This is a genomic window from Streptomyces anatolicus, from assembly GCF_019400875.1.
Taxonomy (GTDB): domain Bacteria; phylum Actinomycetota; class Actinomycetes; order Streptomycetales; family Streptomycetaceae; genus Streptomyces; species Streptomyces anatolicus.
Genome location: NZ_WMBF01000033.1, coordinates 1 through 26,588 on the forward strand (window position 1 = coordinate 1; position 26,588 = coordinate 26,588).

General features: G+C 71.5%; 21 protein-coding genes. 8 read left to right on the forward strand and 13 right to left on the reverse strand.

Annotation, left to right across the window (positions count from 1 at the left end; all coding sequences use genetic code 11):
* From GKQ77_RS05995 to GKQ77_RS06035, 9 genes are all read right to left on the reverse strand, one after another.
* Positions 1–575, reverse strand: a 575-nt coding sequence (locus GKQ77_RS05995; protein ID WP_372459836.1) for an inositol-3-phosphate synthase, incomplete at its 3' end; no start/stop codon positions are given.
* A 140-nt stretch (positions 576–715) separates the two neighbouring features.
* Positions 716–2,335, reverse strand: coding sequence for a ThuA domain-containing protein (locus tag GKQ77_RS06000; RefSeq protein WP_372459837.1), 1,620 nt, complete (start codon positions 2,333–2,335; stop codon positions 716–718).
* A 5-nt stretch (positions 2,336–2,340) separates the two neighbouring features.
* Positions 2,341–4,827, reverse strand: coding sequence for a PQQ-dependent sugar dehydrogenase (locus tag GKQ77_RS06005; RefSeq protein WP_219687660.1), 2,487 nt, complete (start codon positions 4,825–4,827; stop codon positions 2,341–2,343).
* Between the two features lie 198 nt (positions 4,828–5,025).
* On the reverse strand, positions 5,026–6,063 hold the full coding sequence (locus GKQ77_RS06010; protein WP_219687661.1) for a sugar phosphate isomerase/epimerase family protein: 1,038 nt from the start codon (positions 6,061–6,063) through the stop codon (positions 5,026–5,028).
* Between the two features lie 77 nt (positions 6,064–6,140).
* On the reverse strand, positions 6,141–7,361 hold the full coding sequence (locus GKQ77_RS06015; RefSeq protein WP_219687677.1) for a Gfo/Idh/MocA family protein: 1,221 nt from the start codon (positions 7,359–7,361) through the stop codon (positions 6,141–6,143).
* A 50-nt stretch (positions 7,362–7,411) separates the two neighbouring features.
* Entirely contained in the window at positions 7,412–8,452 is a 1,041-nt protein-coding gene (locus GKQ77_RS06020; RefSeq protein WP_219687662.1) for a substrate-binding domain-containing protein, read from the reverse strand.
* 16 nt (positions 8,453–8,468) lie between these two features.
* Positions 8,469–9,491 (reverse strand): ABC transporter permease, encoded by a 1,023-nt coding sequence (locus tag GKQ77_RS06025; protein ID WP_219687663.1) that lies wholly within the window; start codon positions 9,489–9,491, stop codon positions 8,469–8,471.
* A complete protein-coding gene (locus tag GKQ77_RS06030; protein ID WP_219687664.1) occupies positions 9,488–11,005 on the reverse strand; it encodes a sugar ABC transporter ATP-binding protein in 1,518 nt (505 codons plus the stop codon). The genes GKQ77_RS06025 and GKQ77_RS06030 overlap by 4 nt, the downstream gene beginning before the upstream one ends.
* Before the next feature lie 144 nt (positions 11,006–11,149).
* Positions 11,150–12,331, reverse strand: a complete 1,182-nt coding sequence (locus GKQ77_RS06035) for an ROK family transcriptional regulator (RefSeq protein WP_219687665.1) — start codon at positions 12,329–12,331, stop codon at positions 11,150–11,152.
* Between the two features lie 276 nt (positions 12,332–12,607).
* On the opposite strand from GKQ77_RS06035, the gene GKQ77_RS06040 reads away from it, so the two are divergent.
* Complete coding sequence (locus tag GKQ77_RS06040; RefSeq protein WP_219687666.1) at positions 12,608–13,030, forward strand: PaaI family thioesterase; 423 nt, start codon at positions 12,608–12,610, stop codon at positions 13,028–13,030.
* Positions 13,031–13,079: 49 nt separating this feature from the next.
* Here GKQ77_RS06040 and GKQ77_RS06045 read toward each other — a convergent pair whose 3' ends face one another.
* Complete coding sequence (locus tag GKQ77_RS06045) at positions 13,080–14,027, reverse strand: beta-ketoacyl-ACP synthase III (RefSeq protein ID WP_219687667.1); 948 nt, start codon at positions 14,025–14,027, stop codon at positions 13,080–13,082.
* A 283-nt stretch (positions 14,028–14,310) separates the two neighbouring features.
* On the opposite strand from GKQ77_RS06045, the gene fdhD reads away from it, so the two are divergent.
* The 3 genes from fdhD to GKQ77_RS06060 all read left to right on the forward strand — a co-directional run bounded on the left by fdhD (position 14,311) and on the right by GKQ77_RS06060 (position 18,612).
* Positions 14,311–15,153 carry a formate dehydrogenase accessory sulfurtransferase FdhD gene (gene fdhD, locus GKQ77_RS06050; protein ID WP_219687668.1) on the forward strand — a complete coding sequence of 281 codons (843 nt, stop codon included), beginning with the start codon at positions 14,311–14,313 and terminating at the stop codon, positions 15,151–15,153.
* 353 nt (positions 15,154–15,506) lie between these two features.
* Positions 15,507–17,336: an exo-alpha-sialidase gene (locus tag GKQ77_RS06055; protein ID WP_308117562.1), complete on the forward strand. Its 1,830-nt coding sequence runs from the start codon at positions 15,507–15,509 to the stop codon at positions 17,334–17,336.
* A gap of 10 nt (positions 17,337–17,346) precedes the next feature.
* The gene (locus GKQ77_RS06060) at positions 17,347–18,612 is read left to right on the forward strand and encodes a DUF5005 domain-containing protein (protein WP_219687670.1); all 1,266 of its coding nucleotides are present in this window, start codon (positions 17,347–17,349) and stop codon (positions 18,610–18,612) included.
* Here GKQ77_RS06060 and GKQ77_RS06065 read toward each other — a convergent pair.
* A complete protein-coding gene (locus GKQ77_RS06065) occupies positions 18,548–19,603 on the reverse strand; it encodes a bile acid:sodium symporter family protein (RefSeq protein ID WP_308117563.1) in 1,056 nt (351 codons plus the stop codon). The two genes, GKQ77_RS06060 and GKQ77_RS06065, sit on opposite strands and share 65 nt — an antisense overlap.
* A 147-nt stretch (positions 19,604–19,750) precedes the next feature.
* On the opposite strand from GKQ77_RS06065, the gene GKQ77_RS06070 reads away from it, so the two are divergent.
* Positions 19,751–20,617: a LysR substrate-binding domain-containing protein gene (locus tag GKQ77_RS06070; protein WP_219687672.1), complete on the forward strand. Its 867-nt coding sequence runs from the start codon at positions 19,751–19,753 to the stop codon at positions 20,615–20,617.
* 63 nt (positions 20,618–20,680) lie between these two features.
* Here the strand turns inward: GKQ77_RS06070 and GKQ77_RS06075 are convergent, their stop codons facing one another.
* Positions 20,681–21,664: an Lrp/AsnC family transcriptional regulator gene (locus tag GKQ77_RS06075; protein WP_219687673.1), complete on the reverse strand. Its 984-nt coding sequence runs from the start codon at positions 21,662–21,664 to the stop codon at positions 20,681–20,683.
* Positions 21,665–21,797: 133 nt separating this feature from the next.
* On the opposite strand from GKQ77_RS06075, the gene GKQ77_RS06080 reads away from it, so the two are divergent.
* The 3 genes from GKQ77_RS06080 to GKQ77_RS06090 all read left to right on the forward strand — a co-directional run bounded on the left by GKQ77_RS06080 (position 21,798) and on the right by GKQ77_RS06090 (position 26,270).
* Entirely contained in the window at positions 21,798–23,321 is a 1,524-nt protein-coding gene (locus GKQ77_RS06080; RefSeq protein WP_219687674.1) for an MFS transporter, read from the forward strand.
* Positions 23,322–23,451: 130 nt separating this feature from the next.
* Positions 23,452–25,275: an AMP-dependent synthetase/ligase gene (locus tag GKQ77_RS06085; protein ID WP_258020901.1), complete on the forward strand. Its 1,824-nt coding sequence runs from the start codon at positions 23,452–23,454 to the stop codon at positions 25,273–25,275.
* Positions 25,276–25,397: 122 nt separating this feature from the next.
* On the forward strand, positions 25,398–26,270 hold the full coding sequence (locus tag GKQ77_RS06090; protein WP_219687675.1) for an aldo/keto reductase: 873 nt from the start codon (positions 25,398–25,400) through the stop codon (positions 26,268–26,270).
* An 81-nt stretch (positions 26,271–26,351) separates the two neighbouring features.
* On the opposite strand, the gene GKQ77_RS06095 is transcribed toward GKQ77_RS06090, so the two are convergent.
* On the reverse strand, positions 26,352–26,588 hold a 237-nt coding region (locus GKQ77_RS06095), incomplete at its 5' end, for a hypothetical protein (protein WP_219687676.1).

Consider the following 26,588-nt stretch of genomic DNA (forward strand, 5'->3'; position numbering starts at 1 on the left):
GCGCCGCCGTCCGCCGCGCTACGTGCCCCCGTCGACGCCGCCCCGGCCGCCGTCCCATTCGCCCCCACCGGGGCCACTCCGGGAACTCCGCCACCTCCCGCCCACAGCGGTTCCGTTGAGGCCACGTTGATCACGACCAGGCGTGAAAGGCCCCGGCGGCGGATGAAGTCGCGTAGGTCGGAGGCGAAGGTGTCGATCAGTTGCTCGTCGGTGCGGGTGTCGCCCGGGAGGGGGCCGCCGGGGCGGATCTCGGTGTCCGCCGCGGCGAGTTCGGAGTGGACCGCCGAGGGGAGGCCGTACGGGAGGACGCCGCCCGCGGCGAGTTCCTCGGCGCGTTTGGGCAGGGGGCAGTTGGCCGTGTCGTGGCCGCCGAAGACGAGCGAGGACAACGTTGGCAGGCCGCAGTCCGCGAAGGGCGGCGTCTCCGTCACCATGCCGACGGGCGCGTGCAGTCCGGCCGCCACTGCCGCGCACCCCGCGATGGCCGTGGTCGCAACCGAACCTCGCGCGCCGATCAGCCAGACCCCGACAAGGGGTGTCCCGACGGAAGAAGTAGAGAGCGCGTATGTGGGCACGGCTGCCTCCTGCCTGAGCGGATGTGATGGGTGATCGGAAGCTGATCGGAAGCTGATCGGATACGTACGGGGGCGCGGCGCGCGGGGCGCGCCGTGGAAAGACGGCGGGCGGAGGTCCGGCGTCCTCCGCCCGCCGTCGTCTAGCGGCCCCCGCCCGGACGGGCCGAAGCGGCGGAGGGAGAGCCGTCGGCCACGGGCAGGCCGGTCAGATCCCGCGAACCCTTCAGGTCCCTCAGATCCCGCGAACCCTTCAGGCCCCTCAGATCCCGCGAACCCTTCAGGCCCTGCGACTCCTTCAAGCCCCGCGAGTCCTTCGGATCCCGCAAGCTCTCCGGACCCCTCAGCCCGCTCAGCCCGCTCAGCCTCCTCAGCCCGCTCGGCCCCCTCCGCGCACTCAGCTCCCTCAGATCCTTCACCCGCACGTTCCGGAAGGAGACCTCATCGGTGTCGCCATGGTTCTGGAGGCCGACGTGCCCTTGGCGCAGGCTTCGCGCCGGGTCCGTGTTGGTGAAATCGTTGATCTTTACGCCGTTGAGGTAGACGCGAAGGCGTTCGCCCTCGACGCGGATCTCGTAGGTGTTCCACTCCCCCGGCGGGTTCAGCGCCTTGTCCCGCCTCTTCAGGTCCGCTGACTTGAAGCCGTAGACGGAGCCCGTGGTCTTCTCGGGGACGTCCGTGGCGTCGATCTGGATCTCGTAACCCTTGTTCACGGCCGACCAGGGGTCGTCGGAGGCCGGGAAGCCCACGAAGATCCCGGAGTTGTCGTCGCCGCGCATCCGCCAGTCGAGTTTGAGGGAGTAGGAGCCAAGTTCGCGCCGCTGGTACCAGAGCATGCCCATGCCGCCGACGGTCGTGAGCGTCCCGTCGTCCTCGTTCAGGGAGAAGGAGCCGGGGCCTGCTTGCTTCCAGTCCGCCAGGGAGGCCGCCTTGCCGTCGAAGAGGGGTGTGTAGCCCCGCTCGGGGCGGCAGTCGGCCTGGGCCGCGCCGGTGGCCCAGCGGATTCCGCCGAGGAGGTGCTGGCGGAAGGCCGGTTCGGCGTAGGACTCCTTGGTGTGGCCGCCGCCGGTGTAGAAGGAGCGGCCGCCCCGGTAGTCGCTCTGGCACCAGGCGATCGGGTGGTCGCCCATCGTGCCGCCCGTGTACGACGACTCGTCGAGCGAGGCGAGTACACGGGCCCGTTCACGCGGGTTGGAGCGGTAGTCGTACCACTCGTCGGTGCGCTCCCAGGGCCCGGCGCCCAGATGGGAGGTCGCCGGGTGGGCGTGGTCCTCCACCTGGACCTTCGCCCGCTGGATCGCGGGGTGTGACTGGAAGTACGCGCCCGTGAGCCCCCCGTAGAAGGGCCAGTCGTACTCGGTGTCGGCGGCGGCGTGCACCCCGACGTAGGCGCCGCCGCCCCGGATGTAGCCCTCGAAGGCCCGCTGCTGGGCGGCGTCGAGGACGTCGCCCGTGGTCGAGAGCCAGACGACGGCGTCGTACCGGCGCAGGTTCTTGGCCGTGAAGGCCCCCGCGTCCTCGGTCGCGTCGACGGTGAAGCCGCTCTCGGCGCCGAGTTCCCGGACGGTGGCGATGCCGGTGGGGATCGAGTCGTGCCGGAAGCCCGCCGTCTTGGAGAAGACGAGGACGCGTTCGCCGTCCTTGCCCGCCGCCCGGGCCGGGCCGGTCTCCGATGCGGCGGGTCCCGTCACGCACCCGATGAGCAGGGCAACCGCCGCCGTCGTGGTGAGGAGCCGTGCCCGACGTCCGCGCATCGCTGTCATCGGCGTCACCCCTTCCCACCGGTCGCGGCCCTGGTCGTGAACGTGAAGTCGTCCACGTCGTACAGGGCTCCCGAGCCCGTGCCCTTGAAGACCAGGTAGAGCGTCGTGGTCTTGGCCGGGGGCCGCGTGAGGGTCGTACTCACGTCCTTGTACGTCTCCCATGAACCGGTCGGTTCGACCTTCGCCGTGCCGAGCAGCCTGCCGCGTGCCGAGCCGCTGCGGACCTCGAGCGTGCCGCCGGATCCGGCCGAGGCGACCCGTGCGGTCAGCTTGGTGGCGTCGGCGAGGAGGTACGGCTTGAAGGAGATCCAATCGCCGTGGTGGATGTCGCCGACGGTCTTTCCGCCGTGCGCCGGGGCGTGGTTGACGACGGAGACGCCCTTGGAGTCGCCGTAGTGCTCGGCTTGGCGGTGCTTGGGCTGGACGACGTTCTGGTCGTGGGTGGTCAGCGCGGGCTGGCCGTTCGCGCCCTTGTCGGTGTACTCGGCGTCGAAGACCCCGAAGATGTTGGCGTTCGGGTCGTGCTCGCCGTCCGCCGACGTCTGGAGGGTGCCCGAGCAGCCGTTGGCCGAGGTGACGGGGTGCCCGTGGCTGTCATGGCCGAGGATGTGCGTGACCTTGACCTTGGCGCAGTCGACGGGGCCGTCTTCCGGGTCGGTCACCTTGACCTTGAACGGCACCTTGTCGCCGAAGGTGAACAGCTGGCCGTCGCCGGGGAGTTCCAGGGTCACCTTGGGCGCGGTGTTGCCGACGGTGATGTGCGCGCTGGCCGAACCGGTGCGGCCGGTGGAGTCCTTGACGGTCACGGTCGCCGTGTAGACGCCGTTCTTCTTGTACGTGTACGTGGGGTTCTGCTGAGTGGACTTGCCGCCGTCGCCGAAGTCCCAGGAGTAGGTCAGCGTGCCGCCGTCGGCGTCCGTGGCCTTCGCGGTGAACCTGGTCCGCAGCGGGGCCTGGCCACTGGTCACCGACGCGCTCGCCTCGACGACCGGGGAGTGCCCTGTCGTGGCGTTCTCGATGCGGAAGAGACCGGAGTTCTCGTCGCCGCCGAACCAGGCGGTGCCGTAGTCGAGGACGTAGAGCGCGCCGTCGGGGCCGAACTCCATGTCCATCACCTGGGTGCCCGTCCACGGGAACGGATTGATCTTCGAGACCGTGCCGTCGGCTCCCTGCTCGATGCGCTTGATCCAGCGCCTGCCGAACTCGCCGGCGAAGAAGTCACCGTCGTACGCCTCGGGGAACTTGACCGGGGAGGAGTTCTGCGCATCGTAGCGGTAGACCGGGCCGGCCATCGGGGACTCGGAGCCCGAGCCGAACTCGGGGACGGAACCGCCGTCGTACGGAATCCACGCTTCCTGGGCGGCCGGGAGGTCGGTGAGCCCGGTGTTGTGCGGCGAGTCGTTCTTGGGCTCGGCACAGTCGAAGGCGGCGCCGGAGGTGCCGGTCGCGAAGTCGTAGTCGACGTACGCGTCGTTCTTGCCTGTGCAGAACGGCCAGCCGAAGTTGCCCGGCTTGGTCACGCGGGCGAACTCCACCTGGCCGGCGGGGCCGCGCTTGGGGTCGGCCGCGCCCGCGTCGGGGCCGTAGTCGCCGACGTAGACGGTGCCGGTGGGCTTGTCGACGCTCATCCGGAAGGGGTTGCGGAAGCCCATGGCGTAGATCTCGGGGCGGGTCTTCTCGGTGCCCTTGGCGAAGAGGTTGCCGTCCGGGACCGTGTACGAGCCGTCGTCGGCGACCTTGATGCGCAGGATCTTGCCGCGCAGGTCGTTGGTGTTGCCCGCGCTGCGCCGGGCGTCGTACGCGGGGTTGCGGCCGGGACGCTCGTCGATGGGCGTGTAGCCGTCGGAGGCGAAGGGGTTGGAGTCGTCGCCCGTCGAGAGGTAGAGGTTGCCGTCCTTGTCGAAGTCGATGTCGCCGCCGACGTGGCAGCAGATGCCGCGGCTCGCGGGAACGTCGAGGACCTTCTTCTCACTGGCGTTGTCGAGGGTCCCGTCGGCCTTGAGGACGAAGCGGGAGAGGCGGTTGACGCCGTCGAACTTCTTGAACTCCTCGGCCGTCCCGTTCTCCGGTGCGTCGCCCGCCGGGGTGTCGAGCGGCGGCGCGTAGTAGAGGAAGATCGCGCGGTTCTCGCTGAACTTGGGGTCCAGGGCGACGCCTTGCAGACCCTCCTCGTCGTGCGTGTAGACGGGTATCTTGCCCGCGACCTTGGTGTTGCCCGCGGGGTCCGTCAGGCGCAGCGTGCCGTCGCGGCTCGTGTGCAGGACCGAGCGGTCCGGCAGCACGGAGAGCGTCATGGGCTCGCCCACCTCCGGCTCGCCCTTGGCGAGGGTGACCTGCTGGAAGTCCTCCGCGGCGGGTGCGGCCGTCGCGGGCGGGTCGGCGGGGACGGCCCCGGCCGTGGGTACGGCGAGGGTCAGCGAGGCACCGGTGAGCAGCGCGCCGGCGAGCAGGGCGAGGGCTTGGTGGCGAAGTCTCGGGCGTTTCCTGTGCACGGGGTTCCTCCGGAGGGGACGGTCGTACGCGGGTGTGTGCGCCGTGCGCCGGGGTGCGCCGTCACCCCGGACCTTCGGGTCCTGATTTATGTCCTGTACACATCAGGGACGGTAGCCACGTTTGTCCCGGGCGGATAGCCCTTACGCGGCACTGAAGTTCAGCTTCTTCCCGTCCCTGGACAAACACCGAGGGAAGGCCTACTTCGAGGAGCGGCCTTCACCGAGGAGCGGCCTAGTCCGAGCCGCGAACGCCGCGTCGAAGGAAGCGGTCGGCGCCTCGAAGTCGTACGCCTTCAGACGGGCCAGGGCCTCGGGGGCGCCCTGGAGGCGGTCCATGCCGGCGTCCTCCCACTCCACCGAGATCGGGCCCTCGTACGCGATCGAACGCAGCATCCGGAACACGTCCTCCCACGGGACGTCACCGTGGCCCGCCGAGACGAAGTCCCAGCCGCGCCGGGGGTCGCCCCAGGGCAGGTGGGAGCCGAGGCGGCCGTTGCGGCCGTCCAGGCGGCGCCGGGCCTCCTTGCAGTCGACGTGGTAGACGCGGTCCCGGAAGTCGTAGAGGAAGCCGACCGGGTCGAGGTCCTGCCAGACGAAGTGGGAGGGGTCGAAGTTGAGGCCGAAGGCCGGGCGGTGGCCGACGGCCTCCAGGGCCTTGTGCGTGGTCCAGTAGTCGTACGCGATCTCCGAGGGGTGCACCTCGTGGGCGAACCGCACGCCGTGCTCGTCGAAGACGTCCAGGATCGGGTTCCAGCGCTCGGCGAAGTCCTCGTAACCGCGCTCGATCATCGATTCGGGGGCAGGCGGGAACATCGCGACGAGGTGCCAGATCGCCGAACCCGTGAAGCCGACGACGGTGTCGACACCGAAGGCGGCGGCGGCCCGCGCGGTGTCCTTGATCTCGGCGGCGGCCCGCTGCCGCACGCCCTCCGCCTCGCCGTCGCCCCAGATACGGGCGGGCAGGATCGCCCGGTGCCGCTCGTCGATGATCGCGTCGCAGACGGCCTGGCCGACCAGGTGATTGGAGATCGCCCAGCACTTGAGGCCGTACTTGTCGAGGAGGGCGTGTTTCCCGTCCAGGTAGGCGGGGTCGGCGAGCGCCTTGTCGACCTCGAAGTGGTCACCCCAGCAGGCGAGTTCGAGCCCGTCGTAGCCGAAGTCGCGGGCGAGCCGGCAGACCTCTTCGAGCGGCAGGTCGGCCCACTGGCCGGTGAAGAGCGTGAACCTACGGGGCATGTCCGGGCCTCCTCAGGAGCAAGGGCGTGGGTACGCGGAGGGCACCCAGTCGGGGTCAGGTCGGGATCACGTGGGGATCACGTGGGGATCAGCGTGTACACGGAGTTCTTCGCCGCGCTCTCCTCCACCGCCGCGAGCACCCGCTGCACGCAGAGCCCGTCGGCGAAGGACGGTTCGGGCCGCGCCCCGGTGGCGATGGCGTGCAGCAGGTCGCGGGCCTGGTGCACGAAGGTGTGCTCGTAGCCGAGGCCGTGCCCGGGCGGCCACCAGGCGTCCAGGTACGGGTGCTCCGGTTCGGTCACCAGGATCCGGCGGAAGCCGGAGGACGCGGCGGGCTCGGTGTGGTCATGGAAGGAGAGTTCGTTCAGCCGCTCCAGGTCGAAGGCCAACGAGCCCTCGGAGCCGTTCAGTTCGAGGCGCAGCGCGTTCTTGCGGCCCGCCGCGAAGCGCGTCGCCTCGAAGGAGGCCAGTGCACCGGACGGGAAGCGGCCCGTGAAGAGAGCCGCGTCGTCCACCGTCACCGTGCCGCGCCGTGTGCCGCCCGACGCCGTGAGCCCGCTGGAAGGACCCTCAAGGATCGGCCTTTCGCGTACGAAGGTCTCGGTGAGCGCGGAGACTCCCGCCACCTGCTCCCCCGCCAGGTACTGCGCGAGGTCGACGATGTGCGCCCCCAGGTCACCGAGCGCCCCTGAGCCCGCGTGCTCCTTGAGCAGCCGCCAGGTGAGCGGGAAGCCGGCGTCCACCAGCCAGTCCTGAAGGTACGTCAGACGGACGTGCCGCAGTGCTCCGAGCCGTCCTTGGGCGACCATCCGCCGGGCGAGCGCGAGGGCGGGCACGCGCCGGTAGTTGAAGCCGACCATGGCCACCTGCCCCCGGGCGCGGGCCCGTTCGGCGGCCTCGGCCATCGCCTCGGCCTCCTCGACGGTGTTCGCCAGCGGCTTCTCGCACAGTACGTGCTTGCCCGCCTCCAGGGCCGCGACGGCGATCTCCGCATGGCTGTCGCCGGGGGTGCAGATGTCGACGAGGTCGACATCGTCCCGGGCGATCAGGGCCCGCCAGTCGGTCTCGGCGGCGGCCCAGCCGAGCCGGTCGGCGGCGGCGCGCACGGCGCCCGCGTCGCGCCCGCAGACGGCGGCGAGCACCGGGTCGACCGGCAGGTCGAAGACGCGCCCCACCGTGCGCCAGCCCTGGGAGTGGGCGGCGCCCATGAAGGCGTACCCGACCATGCCCACTCCCAGCGGCCGCTTCCCCGCCGCCTCGGAACCGGCCCCGGGGCCGGACGCTTCCGTCTCACGCATGCGGTACTCCTCCTCGTCGTCGACGCTCGGTGGGGGTGCGGACACGCGCGTCACTTGAAGCCGGTGGACATGTACTGGCCGACGTTTTCCTTGTCGACCACGGCCGAGTAGCAGGTGACGAAGGACGGGATCTCGAACTCCGCCATGCCGCTGACGCCCTTGCCCTGCCCGAGGGCGCGCGCCAGGTCGATGGCGGAGGCGGCCATGGTGGGCGGGTAGAGGACGGTGGCCTTCAGTACGCTGTTGTCCGCCTCGATGGCCTGGAAGGCGGAGAGCGCGCCCGCGCCGCCGACCATCAGGAAGTCGTCCCTTCCCGCCTGCTTGATCGCGCGCAGGGCGCCCACGCCCTGGTCGTCGTCGTGGTTCCACAGCGCGTCGAAGTTCTTCTGCGCCTGGAGGAGCTGGGACATCTTCGACTGGCCCGACTCGACGGTGAACTCGGCCGCCTGGCGGGCGACCTTCTTGATGTTCGGGTAGTTCTTGAGGGCGTCGTCGAGGCCTTTGGTGCGCTGCTTGGTCAGTTCGAGGTTGTCGAGCCCGGCAAGCTCCACCACGCGGGCGTTCTTCTTGTCCTTGAGCTTCTCGCCGATGTAGTGACCGGCGCTCAGGCCCATGCCGTAGTTGTCGCCGCCGATCCAGCAGCGGTAGGCCTGCGGCGAGGCGAAGACGCGATCGAGGTTGACGACGGGGATGTTCGCCTTCATCGCCTTGAGGCCGACCTGCGTGAGCGCCTTGCCGTCGGCGGGCAGGATCACCAGGACGTCGACCTTCTTGTTGATCAGCGTCTCGACCTGACCGATCTGCGCGGCGGTGTCGTTGGAGCCCTCGGTGGCCTCCAGGGTGACGTCGGAGTACTTCTCCGCGCGCTCCCTGGCGTTGTCGTTGATGGCGTTGAGCCAGCCGTGGTCGGCCTGCGGGCCCGCGAAGCCGATGGTGACCTTCTTGCCCGGCTTGTCGTCGGCGACCTGCTGGTCCTTGGGGTCGTCGCCCTCGCCCTTCGGCTCGTTGCTGGTGCACCCCGCCATCAGGGCTCCGGTGGACAGGGCGGCGGCTCCGAAGAGGAGGCCTCTGCGGCTCGCGTTCGTTGGCATGGGTGAACCCCTCAGCTCAGGAAGTGGTGGCCGTGCGTCGTTGGACCAGCACCGCGGCGACGATGATCGCCCCCTTGGCGATCTGCTGGGTGGCGGTCTCCAGATTGTTGAGCGCGAAGATGTTGGTGATCGTGGTGAAGATCAGTACGCCGAGCACCGAGCCGGTGATGGTGCCCCGGCCGCCGCTGAGCAGGGTGCCGCCGATGATCGCGGCGGCGATGGCGTCGAGCTCGTACAGATTGCCGTTGGTGTTCTGGCCCGATCCGGCGAGGACGATCAGCAGGAACGCCGCGATGCCGCAGCACAGCCCGGAGAGCAGATACAGATACAGCCGCTGTCTGCGTACGTCGATGCCCGCGAGGCGTGCCGCTTCCGCGTTGCCGCCGACCGCGACGGAGCGCCGGCCGAAGGTGGTGCGGTTCAGCAGCAGCCAGCCGACGACGGTGACGGCGGCGAAGACCAGGACCAGCGGGGGGATGCCAAGGACGTAGGAGTCGCGCTCGCCGAGCCTCAGCACCCCGTCGACGGTGACCATTTGGGTCTTGCCGTCGGTGATCTGGAGGGCGAGCCCGCGCCCCGCCGCCAGCATGGCGAGGGTGGCGATGAACGGCACTATCCCGCCGTACGCGATGAGCATGCCGTTGACCAGGCCGCACCCCATGCCGACGACGACGGCGGTGAAGAGGATGCCCGCGAAGCCGTACTCCTGGGTGGCGACCGTCGTCGCCCATACCGAGGCGAGCGCGACGATCGCGCCGACCGACAGGTCGATGCCGCCGGAGATGATCACGAACGTCATGCCGACGGTGACGACGCCGATGACGGAGGCCTGGGTGAGGATCAGCTGGAGGTTGTCGGTGTCCAGGAACGAGTCGGGCTTGGTGAGGCCGCCGATCAGGACCAGCGCGGCGAGCACGCCGACCAGCGAGAGCGTGCGGAGGTCGGTGCGGGCCAGCGTGGCACGCCACGGGCTGCCGCCGCCGTCGGCGGGCGCGGTCTTGCGGGCGGCGGCCTCGGCCGCCGGGGCGGGCTGGGTCATGACGCCGGGCTCCCTTCGATGACGAGGTCGAGTACGCGGTGTTCGTCGAGGTCACGGGCGGCCGCGGTGTGTACGACGCGGCCTTCGCGGAGCACGAGCACGCGGTCGGCGAGGCCGAGCACCTCGGGCACCTCGCTGGAGACGAGGAGCACGGCGAGGCCTTCGTCGGCGAGGCGGCGGATCACCGCGTACAGCTCGGCGCGGGCGCCGACGTCGACGCCGCGGGTCGGCTCGTCGAGGAGCAGGACGCGGCAGCCGCGCAGGAGCCAGCGGGCCAGGACGGCCTTTTGCTGGTTGCCCCCGGAGAGGGTGCGCACGGGGGCGGAGGGGTCGTCGGGGCGCAGCGACAGTTCGCGGGTGGCGGCTCGCGCGGCACTCCGTTCGGCGCCCCGGTCGAGCCAGCCGCCGCGTGAGAAGCGGGACATGGAGGAGACGGAGACATTGCGGGTGACGGACTCCAGCATGAGCAGGGCCTGAGCCTTGCGCTCCTCGGGTGCGAGGCCGAGGCCCGCGCGGACGGCGTCCCGGACACTTCCGGGCCGCAACACCCGCCCCTGGACGGCTACTTGTCCGGCGGTCGGTTTGCGGGCGCCGTAGATCGTCTCCAGGATCTCGGAGCGGCCCGACCCGACGAGCCCGGCGAGGCCGACGATCTCTCCGGGACGCAGGTCGAGGTCGAGGGGTGCGAACTCGCCGTGCCGGGTGAGGCCCCGTACGCTCAACACCGGCTCGGACGCGGCCTGTTCAGCGGGCCTCTCCGGAAAGACGTACTCGACATTGCGGCCGGTCATGAGCGCCACGATGCCCCTGGTCGGCGTGGTCTTCGCGGGCAGGCCGCCCGCGACGGCGCGGCCGTCCTTGAGGACGGTGACGCGGTCGCCGATGCGGCGGATCTCTTCGAGGCGGTGCGAGATGTAGACGACGGCGACGCCGTCCGCGGTGAGGTCGCCGACGATGCGGAAGAGGTTGTCGACCTCGTCGGGGTCGAGGGCGGCGGACGGTTCGTCCATGACGATCAGGCGCACCTCGTGGGAGAGGGCGCGGGCCATCGAGACGATCTGCTGCTGGGCGGCGGAGAGGTCGCCGACGAGCCGCCCCGGATCGATCTCCGGGTGCCCAAGTCGTTGGAGGAGTGCCGCTGTTGAGGCCTTGGCTACGCGTCCGCGCACGACGAATCCCGCGGTGGTCGGTTCGTGTCCGAGGTGGACGTTCTCGGCGACGGAGAGGTGCTCCACCAGGTCGAGTTCCTGGTAGATGGTGGCGATGCCGAGCCGCATGGCCGCGAGGGGCGAGCGGAGCGCGGTGGGCTCGCCGCGCCAGCGGATCTCGCCGTCGTCGGGCTGGTGGGCGCCCGCGAGGACCTTGATGAGCGTGGACTTGCCGGCGCCGTTCTGGCCGAGGAGGCAGTGCACCTCGCCGGCCTGGACCTGGAGGTCGACGCCGTCGAGCGCACGGACGCCGGGGAATGACTTGGTGATGCCGGACATGGTGAGCAGCGGTGGTTCTGGTGCCATGGCGGTTCCCCCAGGCGGGTGCGTACGAGCCGGTCTCAGGGCAGGGCGGTGCTGCGGATCAGGGCAGGGCGTACTGCGGTTTCTGAGCAGGGCGGTGCTGCGCGCTGTGCTGGGTGCGGTGGCTCTATGGGGCTTGCGTGCCGGTCAGGCCGGGGAGAACAGGTGGTCGCTGATGAGCCGGGCGCCGCCGATGACACCGGCGGTGGGGCCCAGCTCACCGAGGACGATGGGGAGGTTGCCGGTCGCCAGCGGCAGGGACTGGCGGTAGACCTGCGTGCGGATCGCGGCGAGCAGAGTATGGCCGAGGCCGGTCACACCGCCGCCGATCACCACGAGGCCGGGGTTGAAGAAGCTGACGAGGGCCGCGATGACCTGGCCGGTGCGGTTGCCGCCCTCGCGGATGAGGTCGAGCGCCGTGGCGTCACCCGCGGCGGCCGCCGCCGCGACGTCGACGGCACTGAGCCGCCCCGCCTCGTCGAACCGCGCGGCCAGCTCCGCCGAACGCCCCTGCGTGGCCGCCTCCTCCGCGTCGCGGGCGAGCGCCGCGCCGCTGAAGTAGGCCTCCAGGCAGCCCCTGTTGCCGCAGGCGCAGGGGCGGCCGTCCGGTTCGGCCTGGATGTGGCCGATGTCGCCCGCGCTGCCCGTCGTACCGCGGTAGACCTCGCCGCCGACGACGATGCCGCAGCCGATGCCCGTGCCGATCTTGACGCAGAGGAAGTCGCCCACGGAGCGTGCGACGCCCGCGTGCTGCTCCCCCATCGCCATGAGGTTCACGTCGTTGTCGACCATGACGGGACAGCCCAGCTCCTGGCTCAGGGCCTCCCTGACGGGGAAGCCGTCCCAGCCCGGCATGATCGGCGGGGCGACCGGTACGCCTTCGGGGAAGCGGACGGGCCCGGGGACGCCGATGCCGGCGCCGTCGAACCCTTCCGCGAGCCCGGACGCCTTCAACTTGGCCGCCATCGCGAGGACTTGCTCGAAGACAGCGACCGGGCCCTCGCGCACGTCCATGGGCTGGTTGATGTGGCCGAGGACCTCCAGCTCGGCGTTGGTCACCGCGACGTCCACGGAGGTCGCGCCGATGTCCACGCCGAGGAAGCGCAGGGCCGGGGCCAGCCGGATGTTGTGGGAGCGGCGGCCGCCGCGCGAGGCGGCGAGACCGTCGGCGACCACGAGTCCGGTCTCCAGGAGCCGGTCGACCTCGACGGCGAGCTTGGAGCGCGAGAGATCGACCTGATCGCCCAGCTGCGCACGGGAGTTGGGCCCGCCGTCACGCAACAGCCGCAGCAGCCGCGCCTGGTGCGCGTTGGCGGGTCGAGCCGTCATACGTCTCACGCGCCCCTCCCCGCCTCATCGGGCTTCCTCCGTGCTTTCGAGGGGAACGTAGCAGCGCGTGCCGGGGCTGGGAAGAAGTTGCGCGCGAATTGCCCGCGACTTTCTCCAGTCACAGGACAAAGCAACTCCGGAGCGGTAGTTGTTCCACTCCGGTGCCGTGGCTGGTCCACTCCGGTGCCGTGCACGGCTTACCTCTGAGGTAATCGACGCCTCCGGGGGACGTAGCGCACGATGGTGGTCCGCCGCCCCCCAGTGGAAGGTCGCCTCATGTCGGACACCCTGGCCCAGAACGATCCGCGCGCCCACCTGCTCTCCCTCGTCCCCTTCGCCGGGCACCTCGGGATCACCTTCGAAGAGGCGGGGCCCGACCGCGTGGAGGGCACCCTGCCGTGGTCGCCGGAGCTGTGCACGGTGGGCGGCGTGCTGCACGGCGGGGCGGTGATGACGCTCGCCGACACGGTCGGCGCGGTGTGCGCGTTCCTCAACCTGCCCGAGGGCGCGGCGACATCGACGATCGAGTCCAAGACGAACTTCCTGCGGGCCGTGCGCTCCGGAACGGCCCGCGCGGTTGCCCGCCCGCTGCACATCGGCGGCTCCTTCATCGTCGTACAGACCGAGATGTACGACGATCAAGGGCGGCTGACAGGCCAGACCACGCAGACGCAGGCGGTGCTCGGCGCCAGGAGCTAGCGAGCGCCCTACGGACCCGGCGAGCGCCCCGCGGACCCGGCGAGCGCCGCTACGGGCAGCGGATGACCTGTCCCGCGTACGAGAGGTTGCCGCCGAAGCCGAACAGCAGGACCGGGTCGCCGGAGCGCAGCTCCCCGCGCTCCACGAGCTTGGACAGGGCCATCGGGATGCTTCCCGCCGAGGTGTTGCCGGAGTCGACGACATCGCGGGCGACGACGGCGTTCACCGCGCCGATGCGCTCGGCGAGCGGCTCGATGATGCGGAGGTTGGCCTGGTGCAGGACGAGTCCGGCGAGGTCGGCCGGGGTGAGCCCGGCGCGCTCGCAGGCCGCGCGGGCCAGCGGCGGCAGCTGGGTCGTGGCCCAGCGGTAGACGCTCTGCCCTTCCTGGGCGAAGCGCGGCGGGGTGCCCTCGATGCGGACGGCGTGGCCCATCTCGGGCACCGAGCCCCACAGCACCGGGGCGATGCCGGGCTCCTCGCCGGGCCCGCACGCCTCGACGACGACGGCGCCCGCGCCGTCACCGGTCAGTACGCAGGAGGTGCGGTCCGTCCAGTCGGTGACCTCCGACATCTTGTCCGCGCCGATGACCAGGGCGCGGGTGGCGGCCCCGGCCCGCACGGTGTGGTCGGCGGTGGCGAGCGCGTGTGTGAAGCCCGCGCACACGACGTTGATGTCCATCGCGGACGGCGAGGGGATGCCGAGCCGGGCCGCGACCCGCGCGGCCATGTTCGGCGAGCGGTCGATGGCCGTGGAGGTGGCGACCAGGACCAGGTCGATCGCGTCGGGGGTCAGGCCCGCCGATGCCAGCGCCTTGCCCCCGGCGTGCGCGGCCAGCTCGTCGACCGGCTCCTCGGGTCCCGCGATGTGACGGGTGCGGATGCCCGCCCGGGAGCGGATCCACTCGTCGCTGGTGTCGACCATGCCCGCCAGGTCCTCGTTGGTGAGGATCTTGGCGGGCTGGTAATGGCCGACAGCGGCGATGCGCGAGCCGTGCATGTACGGGTCCCCCTTGTTGCCGGAGATGCGGGACCCTCCAGTGTGGTCAGCGACTCACCGGTAACAGGGCACGTAAAGCGACAGGAAAGGCGGGCGCGCTTTGGATGCTTCTCATGATCCGATCACCCTCTGAAGAGGGGGGTGACCTTGTGTGCGAGTCCGGGCGGCGCGAAGGGACAATGAGACGCGAAGGGACAATGAGAGCGGGGCGTGACGGCTGACACCCTCCGCATCAAGGGCCGATTCGGCTGCCAGCACGTACAGAACCGGGACTGATCAGGACATGGGACGAGTCACGGAGCGGCGCAAGGTCATCCGGATCCGGGACGGGCACGTCACCGAGCGGCCCGACACCCTGGTCGCCGAGGAGCCCCTGGAGATCCGGCTCAACGGCAAGCCGCTCGCCATCACCATGCGCACGCCGGGCGACGACTTCGCGCTCGCGGCGGGCTTCCTGGTGAGCGAGGGGGTCCTCGGGGACGCCGAAGAGCTGCAGAACATCGTGTACTGCGCCGGTGCCACCGAGGACGGTTCAAACACGTACAACGTGGTGGACGTGCGTACGTCCCCGGAGATCGTCCTGCCCGACATCACCCTGGAGCGGAACGTCTACACGACGTCGTCGTGCGGTCTGTGCGGCAAGGCCAGTCTCGACGCGGTGCGCACCACCGCGCGCTGGCCGATCGCCGACACTCCCCCGGTTCGCGTCGGCACCGGGCTGCTCGCGGACCTCCCCGACCGGCTGCGCGAGTCGCAGCGGGTGTTCGACCGGACCGGGGGGCTGCACGCGGCCGCGCTCTTCGACGAGGAGGGGCGGCTGCTCGACATACGGGAGGACGTCGGGCGGCACAACGCCGTCGACAAGCTCGTCGGCCGGGCCCTCCAGGAGGGGCGGCTTCCGCTGTCGCGCGCGATCCTGCTCGTCTCGGGCCGCGCGTCGTTCGAGCTGGCCCAGAAGGCGGTGATGGCGGGCATTCCGGTGCTGGCCGCGGTCTCGGCGCCGTCCTCGCTCGCGGTCGACCTGGCCACCGAGACCGGTCTGACGCTGGTCGGCTTCCTGCGGGGCTCCTCCATGAACGTGTACGCGGGCGAACACCGCCTCGCCTTGCCGGCAGCGGCCACGTAGGGCTGACCGGCGGTCCGTGGCGGCCCCGCCCCGCGGCAGCCCCGCCCGGTCACAGCCCTGCCTCGTGACGGCCCGTCACCTGCCCTGCGGCACATGACGTGTTCCGTGGGCGAGACGGGCGCGCACGCATGAGCGGCCGCGGCGCGCGGGGGCCCTCTGGCGCACGGTTCTTGTGAGGCGCGGTGGCCGCCAGTACCGTCTGTGGCGCGCATGCAGGACGTAGGACGTGGGATGTCAGGACGTCCCGCGTCCTCGCCGTCGCCACAGCCGTCGCCAGGAAGGCGGGCCGCACCTTGTCGTCGAGACCGAGCCTCCGAGTACGCCTCAGACCCCTCCGCACCGCAGTCGCCGCCGTGACCGCGACCGCCCTCGGCGCCCTGCTGCCCGCGCCCTCCGCGCAGGCGGACCCCGCACCGGCGGCGTTCGAGCAGCAGGTGCTCTTCAAGGCCTCCCAGGACCCCGGATACGCCTGCTTCCGCATCCCCGCCGTCGTGCGGACGACGAAGGGCACCCTGCTCGCCTTCGCCGAGGGCCGCGTCAACGACTGCAGCGACGCGGGCGACATAGACCTGGTGCTCAAGCGGTCCCACGACGGCGGCCGCACCTGGGGGCCGCTCCAGGTCATCAACGAGGGCGCGGGCGACACGCACGGCAACCCGGCGCCGGTCGTGGACCGCCGCAGCGGGCGCGTCCTGCTGGCGGAGACGTACAACACCGGCCGCACGGACGGCGCGAACTGCTCGGTGCCGTGTGACCGCACCCCCCACATGCAGTACAGCGACGACGACGGCCGCAGCTGGTCGCGGCCGCGCGACCTGAGCGACGAGATCCTGCCGAAGCACTGGAACTCCTGGTACGCGACCGGCCCCGTGCACGGCATCCAGCTGTCCCGGGGCAAGCACGCGGGACGGCTCGCCTTCGCCGTCAACGCCGAGACGTGGGACGGCGGCCGGGTCACCGCCAACCACGCCGCGCTGGCCGTCAGCGACGACGGCGGCGACCACTGGAGGATCGGCGCCACCGACTCGTACCCGATAAGCCAGGACGGCATCTTCCGCCAGAAACCGTCGGAGATGACCCTCACCGAGCGGCCCGACGGCACCGTCTACGTCAGCGGCCGCGAGCAGGACGGCACCGACCTCGGCCACCGCTCGCACACGGTGAGCCGCGACGGCGGCGCCTCCTTCGCCGCGCCCTTCCGCGCGATCCCCGATCTGTACGCCCCCCAAGTGCAGTGCTCCACGCTCCAGTTCGGCAGGCGGATGCTGCTCGGCTGCCCCGGCGACCCCGACCGGCGCCGCACGATGCAGATCCGCTCCTCCTACGACGGCGGCCGCACCTGGGACAGCGTCGACCGGGGCACGACGGTGACCACGGACTGGTCCGGCTACTCCGACCTGGTGCGGGCCGACGAAGCGCACGTCGGCCTGCTGTACGAGGGCGGCGCGGTCGACGCCCGCGACGAGATCCGCTTCGCCCGCTTCACCGAGGACTGGCTCAAGCCGCGCCGAGGCCCCGACCCGAGGACCCCTGACCACGCCCCATGGGCCCGTTCGGCGGTCGTGCTCGGCGGGGCGCGCGAGACCGAGGGGCGCTTCGGCGGCGCCCTCGCCTTCGACGGCACCGACGACGCCGTACGCCTCCCCTTCCGCCGTCAACTCCCGTTGGGCACACGTGACTTCACCGCATCGCTGTGGTTCCGCTACTCCGCGACCACCGGCGAGCAGCCGCTGCTCTGGATGGGCGGCATCGGCACCAACCAGCCGCAGGTGTGGCTGCGCGGCGAACCCGCGAGCAACCGCGTCACCGGCCTGATCACCACGCGGGACGGTGCCACGCCCCCGCGGTCCGCGTCCGTGCGCACCACGAGCGCGTACAACGACGGCCAGTGGCACCACATCGCACTGCGGCGCGGCGACGGCCGCCTGACGCTGTTCGTCGACGGTACGCAGGTCACTTCCGCCGATGTGCCGGGCTCGGTCTCCCGCAACTCGCCCTTCGGCGTGCACGTCGGGCAACGGCTCGACAGCCGCGCCCATTTCACCGGGGCGATCGACGAGGTGCGGGTCCACGACAGGGCGCTGAGCGACGCCGAGGTGGAGACCCTGCGCACCACCGCCGCCCCTGTGACACGGGACACCGTCATCCGGCTTCCCATGGACCGCGTGCGCGGCAGCAACTAACGTCCCCGGCGTGTCCGACCAAGAACGTCACCACGGGGTGGGCGGCAGGATCTGGCTGGTCCTGCTGCTCGCCCTCGCCCTCGCGGCCGTCCTGCTCGTCGTCCTGCCCAGAGACGACCGGGGAGGCGACGGCGACGGCGCGAGCACGGCGTGCCGGCCCCGCACGGTGGCGTCCTGGTCCGCCGAGGAGAAGGTCACCGAAGCGTTCACGCGCTACGGCGACGACGGGACGCGGACCGACGACTGGACGGGCGGGGACGGCACGCACTCGGTGCGGCTGCCGGACGGGCGCGTGCTGTGGCTGTTCTCCGACACCCTCCTCGGCCGGGTCCACGCGCCGCCCAACACGGCGGGCCAGCCGCACAGCTGGCGCGACCCGAACGCGCCCATGGTCCGCAACTCGGCCGTGGTGATGTCCCGCTCGGGCACCCTGGAGCGCACCCTGCCCGCCCCGCTCTTCACCGATCCGGCGCCCCAGCAGTGGCGCTGGCCGGTGGCCGCACGGGTCGAGCCCCGCTCCCTGGCCTCGGACGAGAAGGTCGTACGCGTCCTGCTGTGGAACCGCATGGCGAGCCAGGGCCCCTGGATCTACGGCGTCCCGATGGCCACGGAGGTCGCCACGCTCTCCCTGCCCGACCTGCGCGTCGAGGGCGTCGTGAAGGTGTCCGACCAGCAGCGCGTCGCGGACCCGGAGAAGCGGGTCCTGTACGGCACGGCGACGGTCGACGACGACGGCTGGACGTACGTCTTCGGCGGCACCGACGCCCAGGCCACCTCGCGCCCTTCCTCGGACGCCCATGTGGCGCGCGTCCGGCACGGGCGGCTCGCCGAGGCCGCCGCGTGGGAGTACTGGGACGGCGAGGAGTGGGGGAAGGGCCCGTCGCGGCCGGTGCTCGGGGACGGCAGGCGGAAGGGGGTGGGCAGCGCGTTCACGGTGGTGCGCGACGAAGGAACGTATGTGCTGTTCACCATGGCCGCGGGCGCCAAGGGCCTGACCGAGGTCACGTCGTACTGGTCGTGCTCGCCCACCGGCCCCTGGCACGGCCCCGCCAAGGGTTTCGAGGCGCCCCTGCCGAAGGACAGCGCGGCACGCCAGGACACCGCCGCCTACAACCCGCAGGCCCATCCGGCGCTCGGCCGCGACGGGCGCGTGGTGCTCAGTTACGACGTCAACTGGCTGGACCCGGTGCCCGCGAGCGCGCAGGCGAACATCAACCGGAACGTGGCCCTGTACCGGCCGCGGTTCGTGTCGCTCCGCCTTGCCGAGCCCCGCTGACGGCCTCCTCGCCGCCGAAGTCCGTCAGATCGCGCGAGCGGCGCTTGGCGATGACCGCGCAGACCATCAGCTGCATCTGGTGGAAGAGCATCAGCGGCAGCACGGCGAGCGAGGCGTGCGCCCCGAACAGGACGCTCGCCATGGGCAGCCCCGCGGCCAGGGACTTCTTCGAGCCGGCGAACTGGATCGCGACGCGGTCGCCGCGGCCGAACCCGAGCCGCTTCGCGCCGTACCAGGTCAGCACCAGCATCACGGTGAGCAGCACCGCCTCGACGCCGAGCAGCGCGAGCAGCCGCAGCGGGGTCACCTGGTGCCAGATGCCCTGCACCATGCCCTGGCTGAAGGCGGTGTAGACGACGAGCAGGATCGAGGCGCGGTCGACGTATCCGAGGACCTTCTTGTGCCGGGAGAGGAAGCCGCCGACCCAGCGGCGCAGCAGCTGCCCGGCGACGAACGGCACGAGCAGCTGGAGCACGATCTTGAGGACGGAGTCCGCCGAGAAGCCGCCGCCGGTGCCGCCGAGCAGCGCGGCCGCGAGCAGCGGGGTGAGCACGATGCCCGCCAAGGAGGAGAAGGACCCTGCGCAGATCGCGGCGGGCACGTTGCCGCGGGCCAGGGAGGTGAAGGCGATGGACGACTGGATCGTCGACGGCACCAGGGTGAGGAAGAGGAAGCCGCTGTAGAGGGCGGGCGTCAGGACGTAGGGAACGAGGCCCTTGGCGGCGAGCCCGAGCAGCGGGAAGACGACGAACGTACAGGCGAGGACCGTGAGGTGGAGCCGCCAGTGCCTGAGCCCGTCGAGCGCCTCGCGGGTGGAGAGCCGGGCCCCGTAGAGGAAGAAGAGGAACGAGACGGCGGCGGTGGAGGCCCCGGAGGCGACGTCGGCGGCGGCGCCGCGGGCGGGCAGGAGCGCCGCGAGGCCCACGGTCGCGAGCAACGCCACGATGTACGGGTCGACCGGCATCCAGGACGGCCACTTCAGGCGTTTCACGGGGCTCCATGCTTTCGGCTCGGGAAAGTCGCTTCTCGGCACGGGAGTGTGCCTCTCCATGATCCGCCCGCCCGGCGCGATCAGGAATCCCGTACACCGTTCTGACTGTCATCACGGAACACGATGAGCGCGTATAGGCTGGCTCTCGTGTACGACCCTTCGCAGCTGCGCACCTTCCTCGCGGTCGCCCAGACGCTGAGCTTCACGCAGGCCGCCCGGCGCCTCGGTCTGCGCCAGTCGACGGTGAGCCAGCACGTGCGCCGCCTGGAGGAGGCGACCGGGCGCCGGCTGTTCACGCGCGACACGCACAGCGTCGAGCTGACCGAGGACGGCGAGGCGATGCTCGGCTTCGCCCGCCGCATCCTGGCCGTGCACGAGCAGGCGTCGGCGTTCTTCACGCGGACGCGGCTGGGCGGGCGGCTGCGGTTCGGGGCCTCCGAGGACTTCGTCCTGACACGGCTCACCGACATCCTGGAGTCCTTCCGGCACGCCCACCCGGACGTCGATCTGGAGCTGACCGTCGAGCTCTCCGGCACGCTGCACGAGCAGCTCGACGCGGGCAGGCTCGACCTGGTGCTCGCCAAGCGGCGCCCCGAGGACCCGCGAGGTCAGCTGGTCCGCCACGACGAGCTGGTGTGGATCGGCTCCGAGCGGCTGCGCCTGGACCCCGAGCGCCCCGTGCCGCTGATCGTCTACCCGCCGCCGGGCATCACCCGCGCCCTCGCCTTCGAGGCGCTGGAGCGGCGCGGCCGTCCCTGGCGGGTGGCCTGCACGAGCGGCAGCCTCAACGGCCTTGTGGCGGCGGCCCGCGCGGGCCTGGGCGTGATGGCGCACTCGCGCGGCCTGATCCCGCCGGGCCTGGTCCGCGTCCCGGACCGGGCGGGCCTGCCCGAGCTGGGCGCGGTCGACTTCGTCCTGCTGCACGGCGAGCGGCGCGCCGCCGACCAGGCCGCGGCCGACGCGCTCGCGGCGGCGATCCTGGCGGGCGGGGACCGGCTGCGGCGCGGTGCCTAGGGCCTGTCCGGCGGATCAGGTCGCGTTCGGGTGGCGGCCACCTTTCAGGTCGCGGAACAGCCCCTAGCGCAGGGGACGCGGGTAGGTGAGTTCCTTGAAGCGGCGCAGGAGTGGCGCGGACTCGATGTGCCGCACGCCGTCCAGCGGGCCGAGTCTGCCGCTCAGATAGGCGTACAGCTCCGCCGTGTCGCGGGTCACGACGGTCGCCATCAGGTTGGCGGACCCGGTGACGGCGGAGGCGTGGGCGATCTCGGGGTGCCCGGCCACGGTCCGCCCGACCTCGTCGAGGGCTCCGGGGGCGACGGTGACCCAGAGCATCGCGGCGGTGGCGAAGCCGAAGTACGAGGTGTCGTACTCGGTGTCGATGTAGAGCGCGCCGGAGCCGAGCAGCGCGGCGACGCGGCGCTTGACCGCGGACTCGGAGCGGCCCGTGAGCCGCTGGAGTTCGGGGTAGGTGACGCGGCCGTCGGCCTTCAGGGCGGCGACCAGGGGCTCGTCGTCGGGGGCGATGCTGACGGGGCCCGGCCCGGGGGCGGTCGGCGGTCCGGCCGGGCGCAGGGCGGCGACCTGGGCGTCGGTCAGCGGGCGGTGCTTGCCGATCCAGCCGGTGCGTCCGCCGTAGAAGTTGCGCAGGAGCTGGTGTGCGCTGATCTCGACGAGTGCGCGGGTGCGCAGGAGCTTGCCGAAGAGCAGGTCGTCGTAGTCGCCCGGAACGCGCGGCAGCGTCATGCAGACCACCTCGGTGCCGGCCGACGTGAGGTGGACCCACGCCGTGTCGGGGCGGCGGGCCAGGGCGGCCGCGATCGCCTCGGCGCCGTCGGGCGTACAGCGCAGGCGCAGCATCCACTGGTCCCTGCCGAGCCGCGCGCTGTCGCGGACGCCGACGATGCGCAGGCCCGCCTCGGCGCGCAGCCGGCGGAAGCGGCGCGCGACGGTCTGGTCGGAGACGCCGAGGACGGCGGCGATACGGCTGAAGGGCGCCCTGCCGTCGACTTCGAGGGCGTGCAGCAGTCTGAGGTCCAGCTCGTCGAAGGCTTCGGATTCCACCGCTACGGGCTCCCTTTATGTCGATTCTGTGCGCCAAAGCGAGCTGTGCCGCTGAGAACGTCCGGCGCGACCTCATCGTACGAGAGCACGCGAGACGCACCCGCGTCGGTCGATGAGTCGGAGGAAGACGGAAATGCGTACATGGGGGCCGCTCACAGCGGTGTCTCTCGGGACATTCATGCTCTTGCTGGACGTGACGATCGTGGTGGTGGCGCTGCCCGACATGGCGCGGGCGCTGGACGCCTCGCTCGCCGATCTGCAATGGGTGATCGACGGGTACGCGCTCGCGCTGGCCGCGCTGCTGCTCGGCGTCGGCGCCGCAGCCGACGTGCTCGGCCGGCGGCGGCTCCACGTGGCGGGCACCGCGCTCTTCGCCCTGGCCTCGCTGGGCTGCGGCCTCGCGTCCGACGCGGACCTGCTCGTGGCGGCCCGCGCCGTGCAGGGCCTCGGCGCCGCGGCCATGTTCGCGACGACCCTGCCGCTGCTCGCCGCCGCCTACCAGGACCGCGAGCGGTCCCTCGCGCTCGGCGTCTGGGGCGCGGTGAGCGGGGCGTCCGCCGCGCTCGGGCCCATCGTGGGCGGGCTGCTCACCGCGGGGCCCGGCTGGCGGTGGATCTTCTTCGTGAACCTGCCGGTGAGCGTGGCGTCGGTCTGGCTGACGCTGCGGGTCGTGCCGGAGTCCAAGGGCCCCGCCGGGCGCCGCGTCGACTGGGCGGGCACGGCCGCCTTCGCCTGCTTCGCGGGGGCGGGGACGTACGGCGTCCTGCGCGGCGGCACCGAGGGCTGGACGTCGGCGCTCACCGTCGCGGCCTTCGTCGTCTCGGTGCTCGCGCTGCTCTGCTTCGTCCAGGTCGAGCGGCGCACCATCCATCCGCTCCTCGATCTGCGGCTGCTGCGCAAGCCCGCGTTCACCGGGGTACTGCTCGGCGCGATCGGCTACAACGCGGCGGCGTTCGGCGTCATCCCGTACATCTCCATCTGGCTGCAGACCGTGCTGGGCATGAGCGCGGTGCGCGGCAGCCTGGCGCTGCTGCCGCTCGCGGCGACCTCGTTCGTCGTGGCGGCGATCGGCGGGCGGCTGCTGCACGGCGTGGCGCCGCGCCTGGTCATCGGCGGCGGGCTGCTGCTGATCGGCGCGGGCGGGCTCTGCATGGCGGTGCTCGACGCCGGGTCGTCCTGGAGCGCGCTCCTGCCCGGGCTGACCCTCGCGGGCATCGGTACGGGACTGGTCGCGCCGGGACTCGCCGGGGCCGCGCTCGCCGCGGTGCCGCCCGCGAACTCGGGGATGGCGGGCGGCGCGGTCAACACCTTCCGCCAGCTCGGATACGCGGTCGGGGTCGCCCTGTTCGGCACGGTTCTGACCTCCCGCATGGCGGACTCGCTCGGCCATGACGCGGCGCACGCCGTCGCGGGCGGCGGTGCCCCCGCCCTGCGCGGCACGGTCTCCGAGCACTCCGTGCGGGCGGCCTTCGCGGCGGGCCTGAACGGGGCGTCGCTCGCGGCCGGTGTCGCGGGGCTTGTCGCCGGGGTGCTGGTGCTCGTCATGGTGCGTACGTCGTCGCCTCAGCGGCCGGGAGTCACCGGCCCGGCGGTCCCGGGCGCTTTGGAGAGGGGGGTCGAGGGGCGGGAGCCCCAGGTGCGGGAACCGGCGCGGTGAACCGCGCGGAGGATCCCTGGCTCCGCACACCCCATAGAGATTCGGTGGAGATCACGTCACCGGAACTTACTCCAGCGTAAGTAATTGGGGTACGGTCACGGCGCTGTGCGGAGCGCCACAAGGAGCATCATTGCGCGAGTTCTCGAACCCTCCGATGGCGTCGGCGCCACTGGTGGGCGGCCTTGCCGACGCCGTTTTCGACCATGCCGTCGAGGACCCGGCGCGCATCGCCCTCGGCCGCAAGACGGACGGACGGTGGCATGACGTCACCTCGGCCGGCTTCCGCGACGAGGTGCTCGCACTGGCGAAGGGGCTGATCGCGCAGGGCGTGCGGTTCGGCGACCGCGTAGCCATCATGTCCCGTACGCGCTACGAGTGGACGCTTTTCGACTTCGCGCTCTGGTCCATCGGCGCCCAGGTCGTGCCCGTATATCCGACGTCCTCGGCCGAGCAGGTCGTCTGGATGCTGCACGACGCGCAGGTCAGTGCCGTGGTCGTCGAGCACGAGGACCATGCGATGACGATCGCTTCGGTCATCGACCGGCTGCCGCAGCTGCGCAGGCTGTGGCAGCTGGACGCCGACGCGGTGGGCGCGCTGAACGGCGCGGGCCGGGACATCGACGACGAGGTGGTGCACCGCCACCGCCGCGCGGTCACCCCCGAGTCGATCGCCACGATCATCTACACCTCCGGCACGACGGGCAAGCCCAAGGGCTGTCTGATCTCCCACGCGAACTTCATGTTCGAGGCGGATGTGATGGTCGAGCGCTGGGAGCCGGTCTTCCACGCCAAACGCGGCGACGAGGCCACGACGCTGCTCTTCCTGCCGCTGGCGCACGTCTTCGGCCGCATGGTGCAGGTCGCGGCGGTGCGCGGCCGGGTCAAGATGGGGCACCAGCCGAACCTGAACGCGGCGGCGCTGCTGCCCGACCTGGCGGCGTTCCGGCCGTCGTTCATCCTGGCCGTGCCGTACATCTTCGAGAAGGTCTTCAACGCGGCGCGGCGCAAGGCGGAGAAGGACGGCAAGGCGGGCGCGTTCGACAAGGCCGTCGAGTGCGCGGTGCGGTACGCGGACGCGCTGGAGGCCAAGGCCTTCGGTCTGGGCCCGGGGCCGTCGGCGGGCCTTCGCATGCAGCACCAGCTCTTCGACAAGCTCGTGTACTCGAAGGTGCGCGAGGCGATGGGCGGCCGGGTGCGGCACGCGATGTCGGGCGGTTCGGGCATGGACCGGCGGCTCGGCCTGTTCTTCGCGGGCGCGGGCGTGACGGTCTACGAGGGGTACGGGCTGACGGAGTCGACGGCGGCCGCGACCGCCAACCCGCCCGAGCGCACCCGCTACGGCACGGTGGGCCTGCCGATTCCGGGGACGACGGTGCACATCGCGGAGGACGGCGAGGTCTGGCTGCGCGGCGGCAACGTCTTCCAGGGGTACCTCAACAACCCGGGGGCCACCGAGGCAACGCTGCGCGACGGGTGGCTCGCCACCGGCGATCTGGGCTCGCTCGACGAGGACGGCTATCTGACGATCACCGGGCGCAAGAAGGAGATCCTGGTGACCTCCGGCGGCAAGAGCGTCTCGCCCGCCCAGCTGGAGGAGCGGGTGCGCGACCATCCGCTGGTCGCGCAGTGCGTCGTCGTCGGCAACGACCGTCCCTACATCGCGGCGCTCGTCACGCTGGACGCGGAGGCGGTGGAGCACTGGTTCACCATGCGGCGCAAGCCGATGCTCCCGCCCGGTGAGCTGGTGCGCGACCCGGACCTGGAGACGGAGGTGCGGCGGGCCGTCGTCGCCGCGAACACCCGTGTCTCGCAGGCCGAGTCCATTCGTACGTTCCGGATACTGGCGCACCAGTTCAGCGAGGAGCACGGGTTGCTCACGCCCTCCCTGAAGCTCAAGCGGAAGGCCATCGAGCAGGCCTACGCGGCCGAGGTCGAGGCGCTCTACCGGTCCTGACGTCTCCGCTGCGTCCGGAACACGTCCGGCATGTGTCCGGAACGCGTCCGGAATGTGTCTGGAATTGTGTCTGGAATGTTTGCTTCCGTTCAGGAATGCGGCGCGAGCCCCGATCGTTGACCATGGACGTACCACCCGACGACTTGAAGGATCGAGAGCTCGTGAGCAAGGTCCCCCCGATCATCCTGAACAACGGCGTCGAGATGCCCCAGCTCGGCTTCGGTGTCTGGCAGGTGCCGGACGACGAGGCGGAGGCGACCGTGACGACCGCCCTGGAGGCCGGGTACCGCAGCATCGACACGGCGGCGGTGTACGGCAACGAAGAGGGCACCGGCAAGGCCATCGCCGCCTCCGGCGTGGCCCGCGAGGAACTGTTCGTCACGACGAAGCTCTGGAACAGCGACCAGGGTTACGACGCGACGCTGCGCGCGTTCGACACCTCGCTGGACAAGCTGGGTCTCGACTACGTGGACCTGTACCTGATCCACTGGCCGATGCCCGCCAAGGACAGTTACGTCGACACGTACAAGGCCTTCGAGAGGATCCAGGCCGACGGACGCGCCAAGTCCATCGGCGTGTCGAACTTCCTGCCCGAGCACTTGGAGCGGCTGCTCTCGGAGACGTCCGTCATCCCGGCCGTCAACCAGATCGAGCTGCACCCGCACCTCCAGCAGCGCGCCTCCCGCGAGTTCCACGCGGAGCAGGGCATCGCCACCGAGGCGTGGTCACCGCTCGGCCAGGGCAAGGGCCTTCTCGAGGTCCCGGCGATCGTCGCGATCGCGCGCAAGCACGGGCGCACGCCCGCACAGGTCGTGCTGCGCTGGCACATCCAGCTGGGCAACGTGGTGATCCCGAAGTCCGTGACCCCCTCGCGGATCAAGGAGAACATCGACGTGTTCGGCTTCGCGCTCGACCCCGAGGACATGGCGGCGATCTCGGCCCTGAACGAGGACCGGCGTCTCGGCTCGGACCCGGCGACGTTCAACGACGTGTGAGGCGCGGGCTTCATGTGAGGCCCTGACCTCGCGTGAGGCGCTGACACGGCACGTTGGCCCGCCCGCGCCGGCCCTTCGGGGTCAGCGCAGGCGGGCCAACCGCGCTTGCAGGGCCCGTACTTCACGGTGGCGGCGACCCAGGACCGGCTTGAGCTGCGCCAAGGCCCGCTCCATCAACATGACGGTCTCCCGCCGCCCCTCCTCCGTCGAGCCCGTCCTCGCGGCGGCGACGTCGTATACGGCGAGCGCTTGCGTGACATCGCCTTCGTTCAAATGGATCCGGGCGAGCGTGCCGAGCACGCGCAGGGTGTCGGGGTG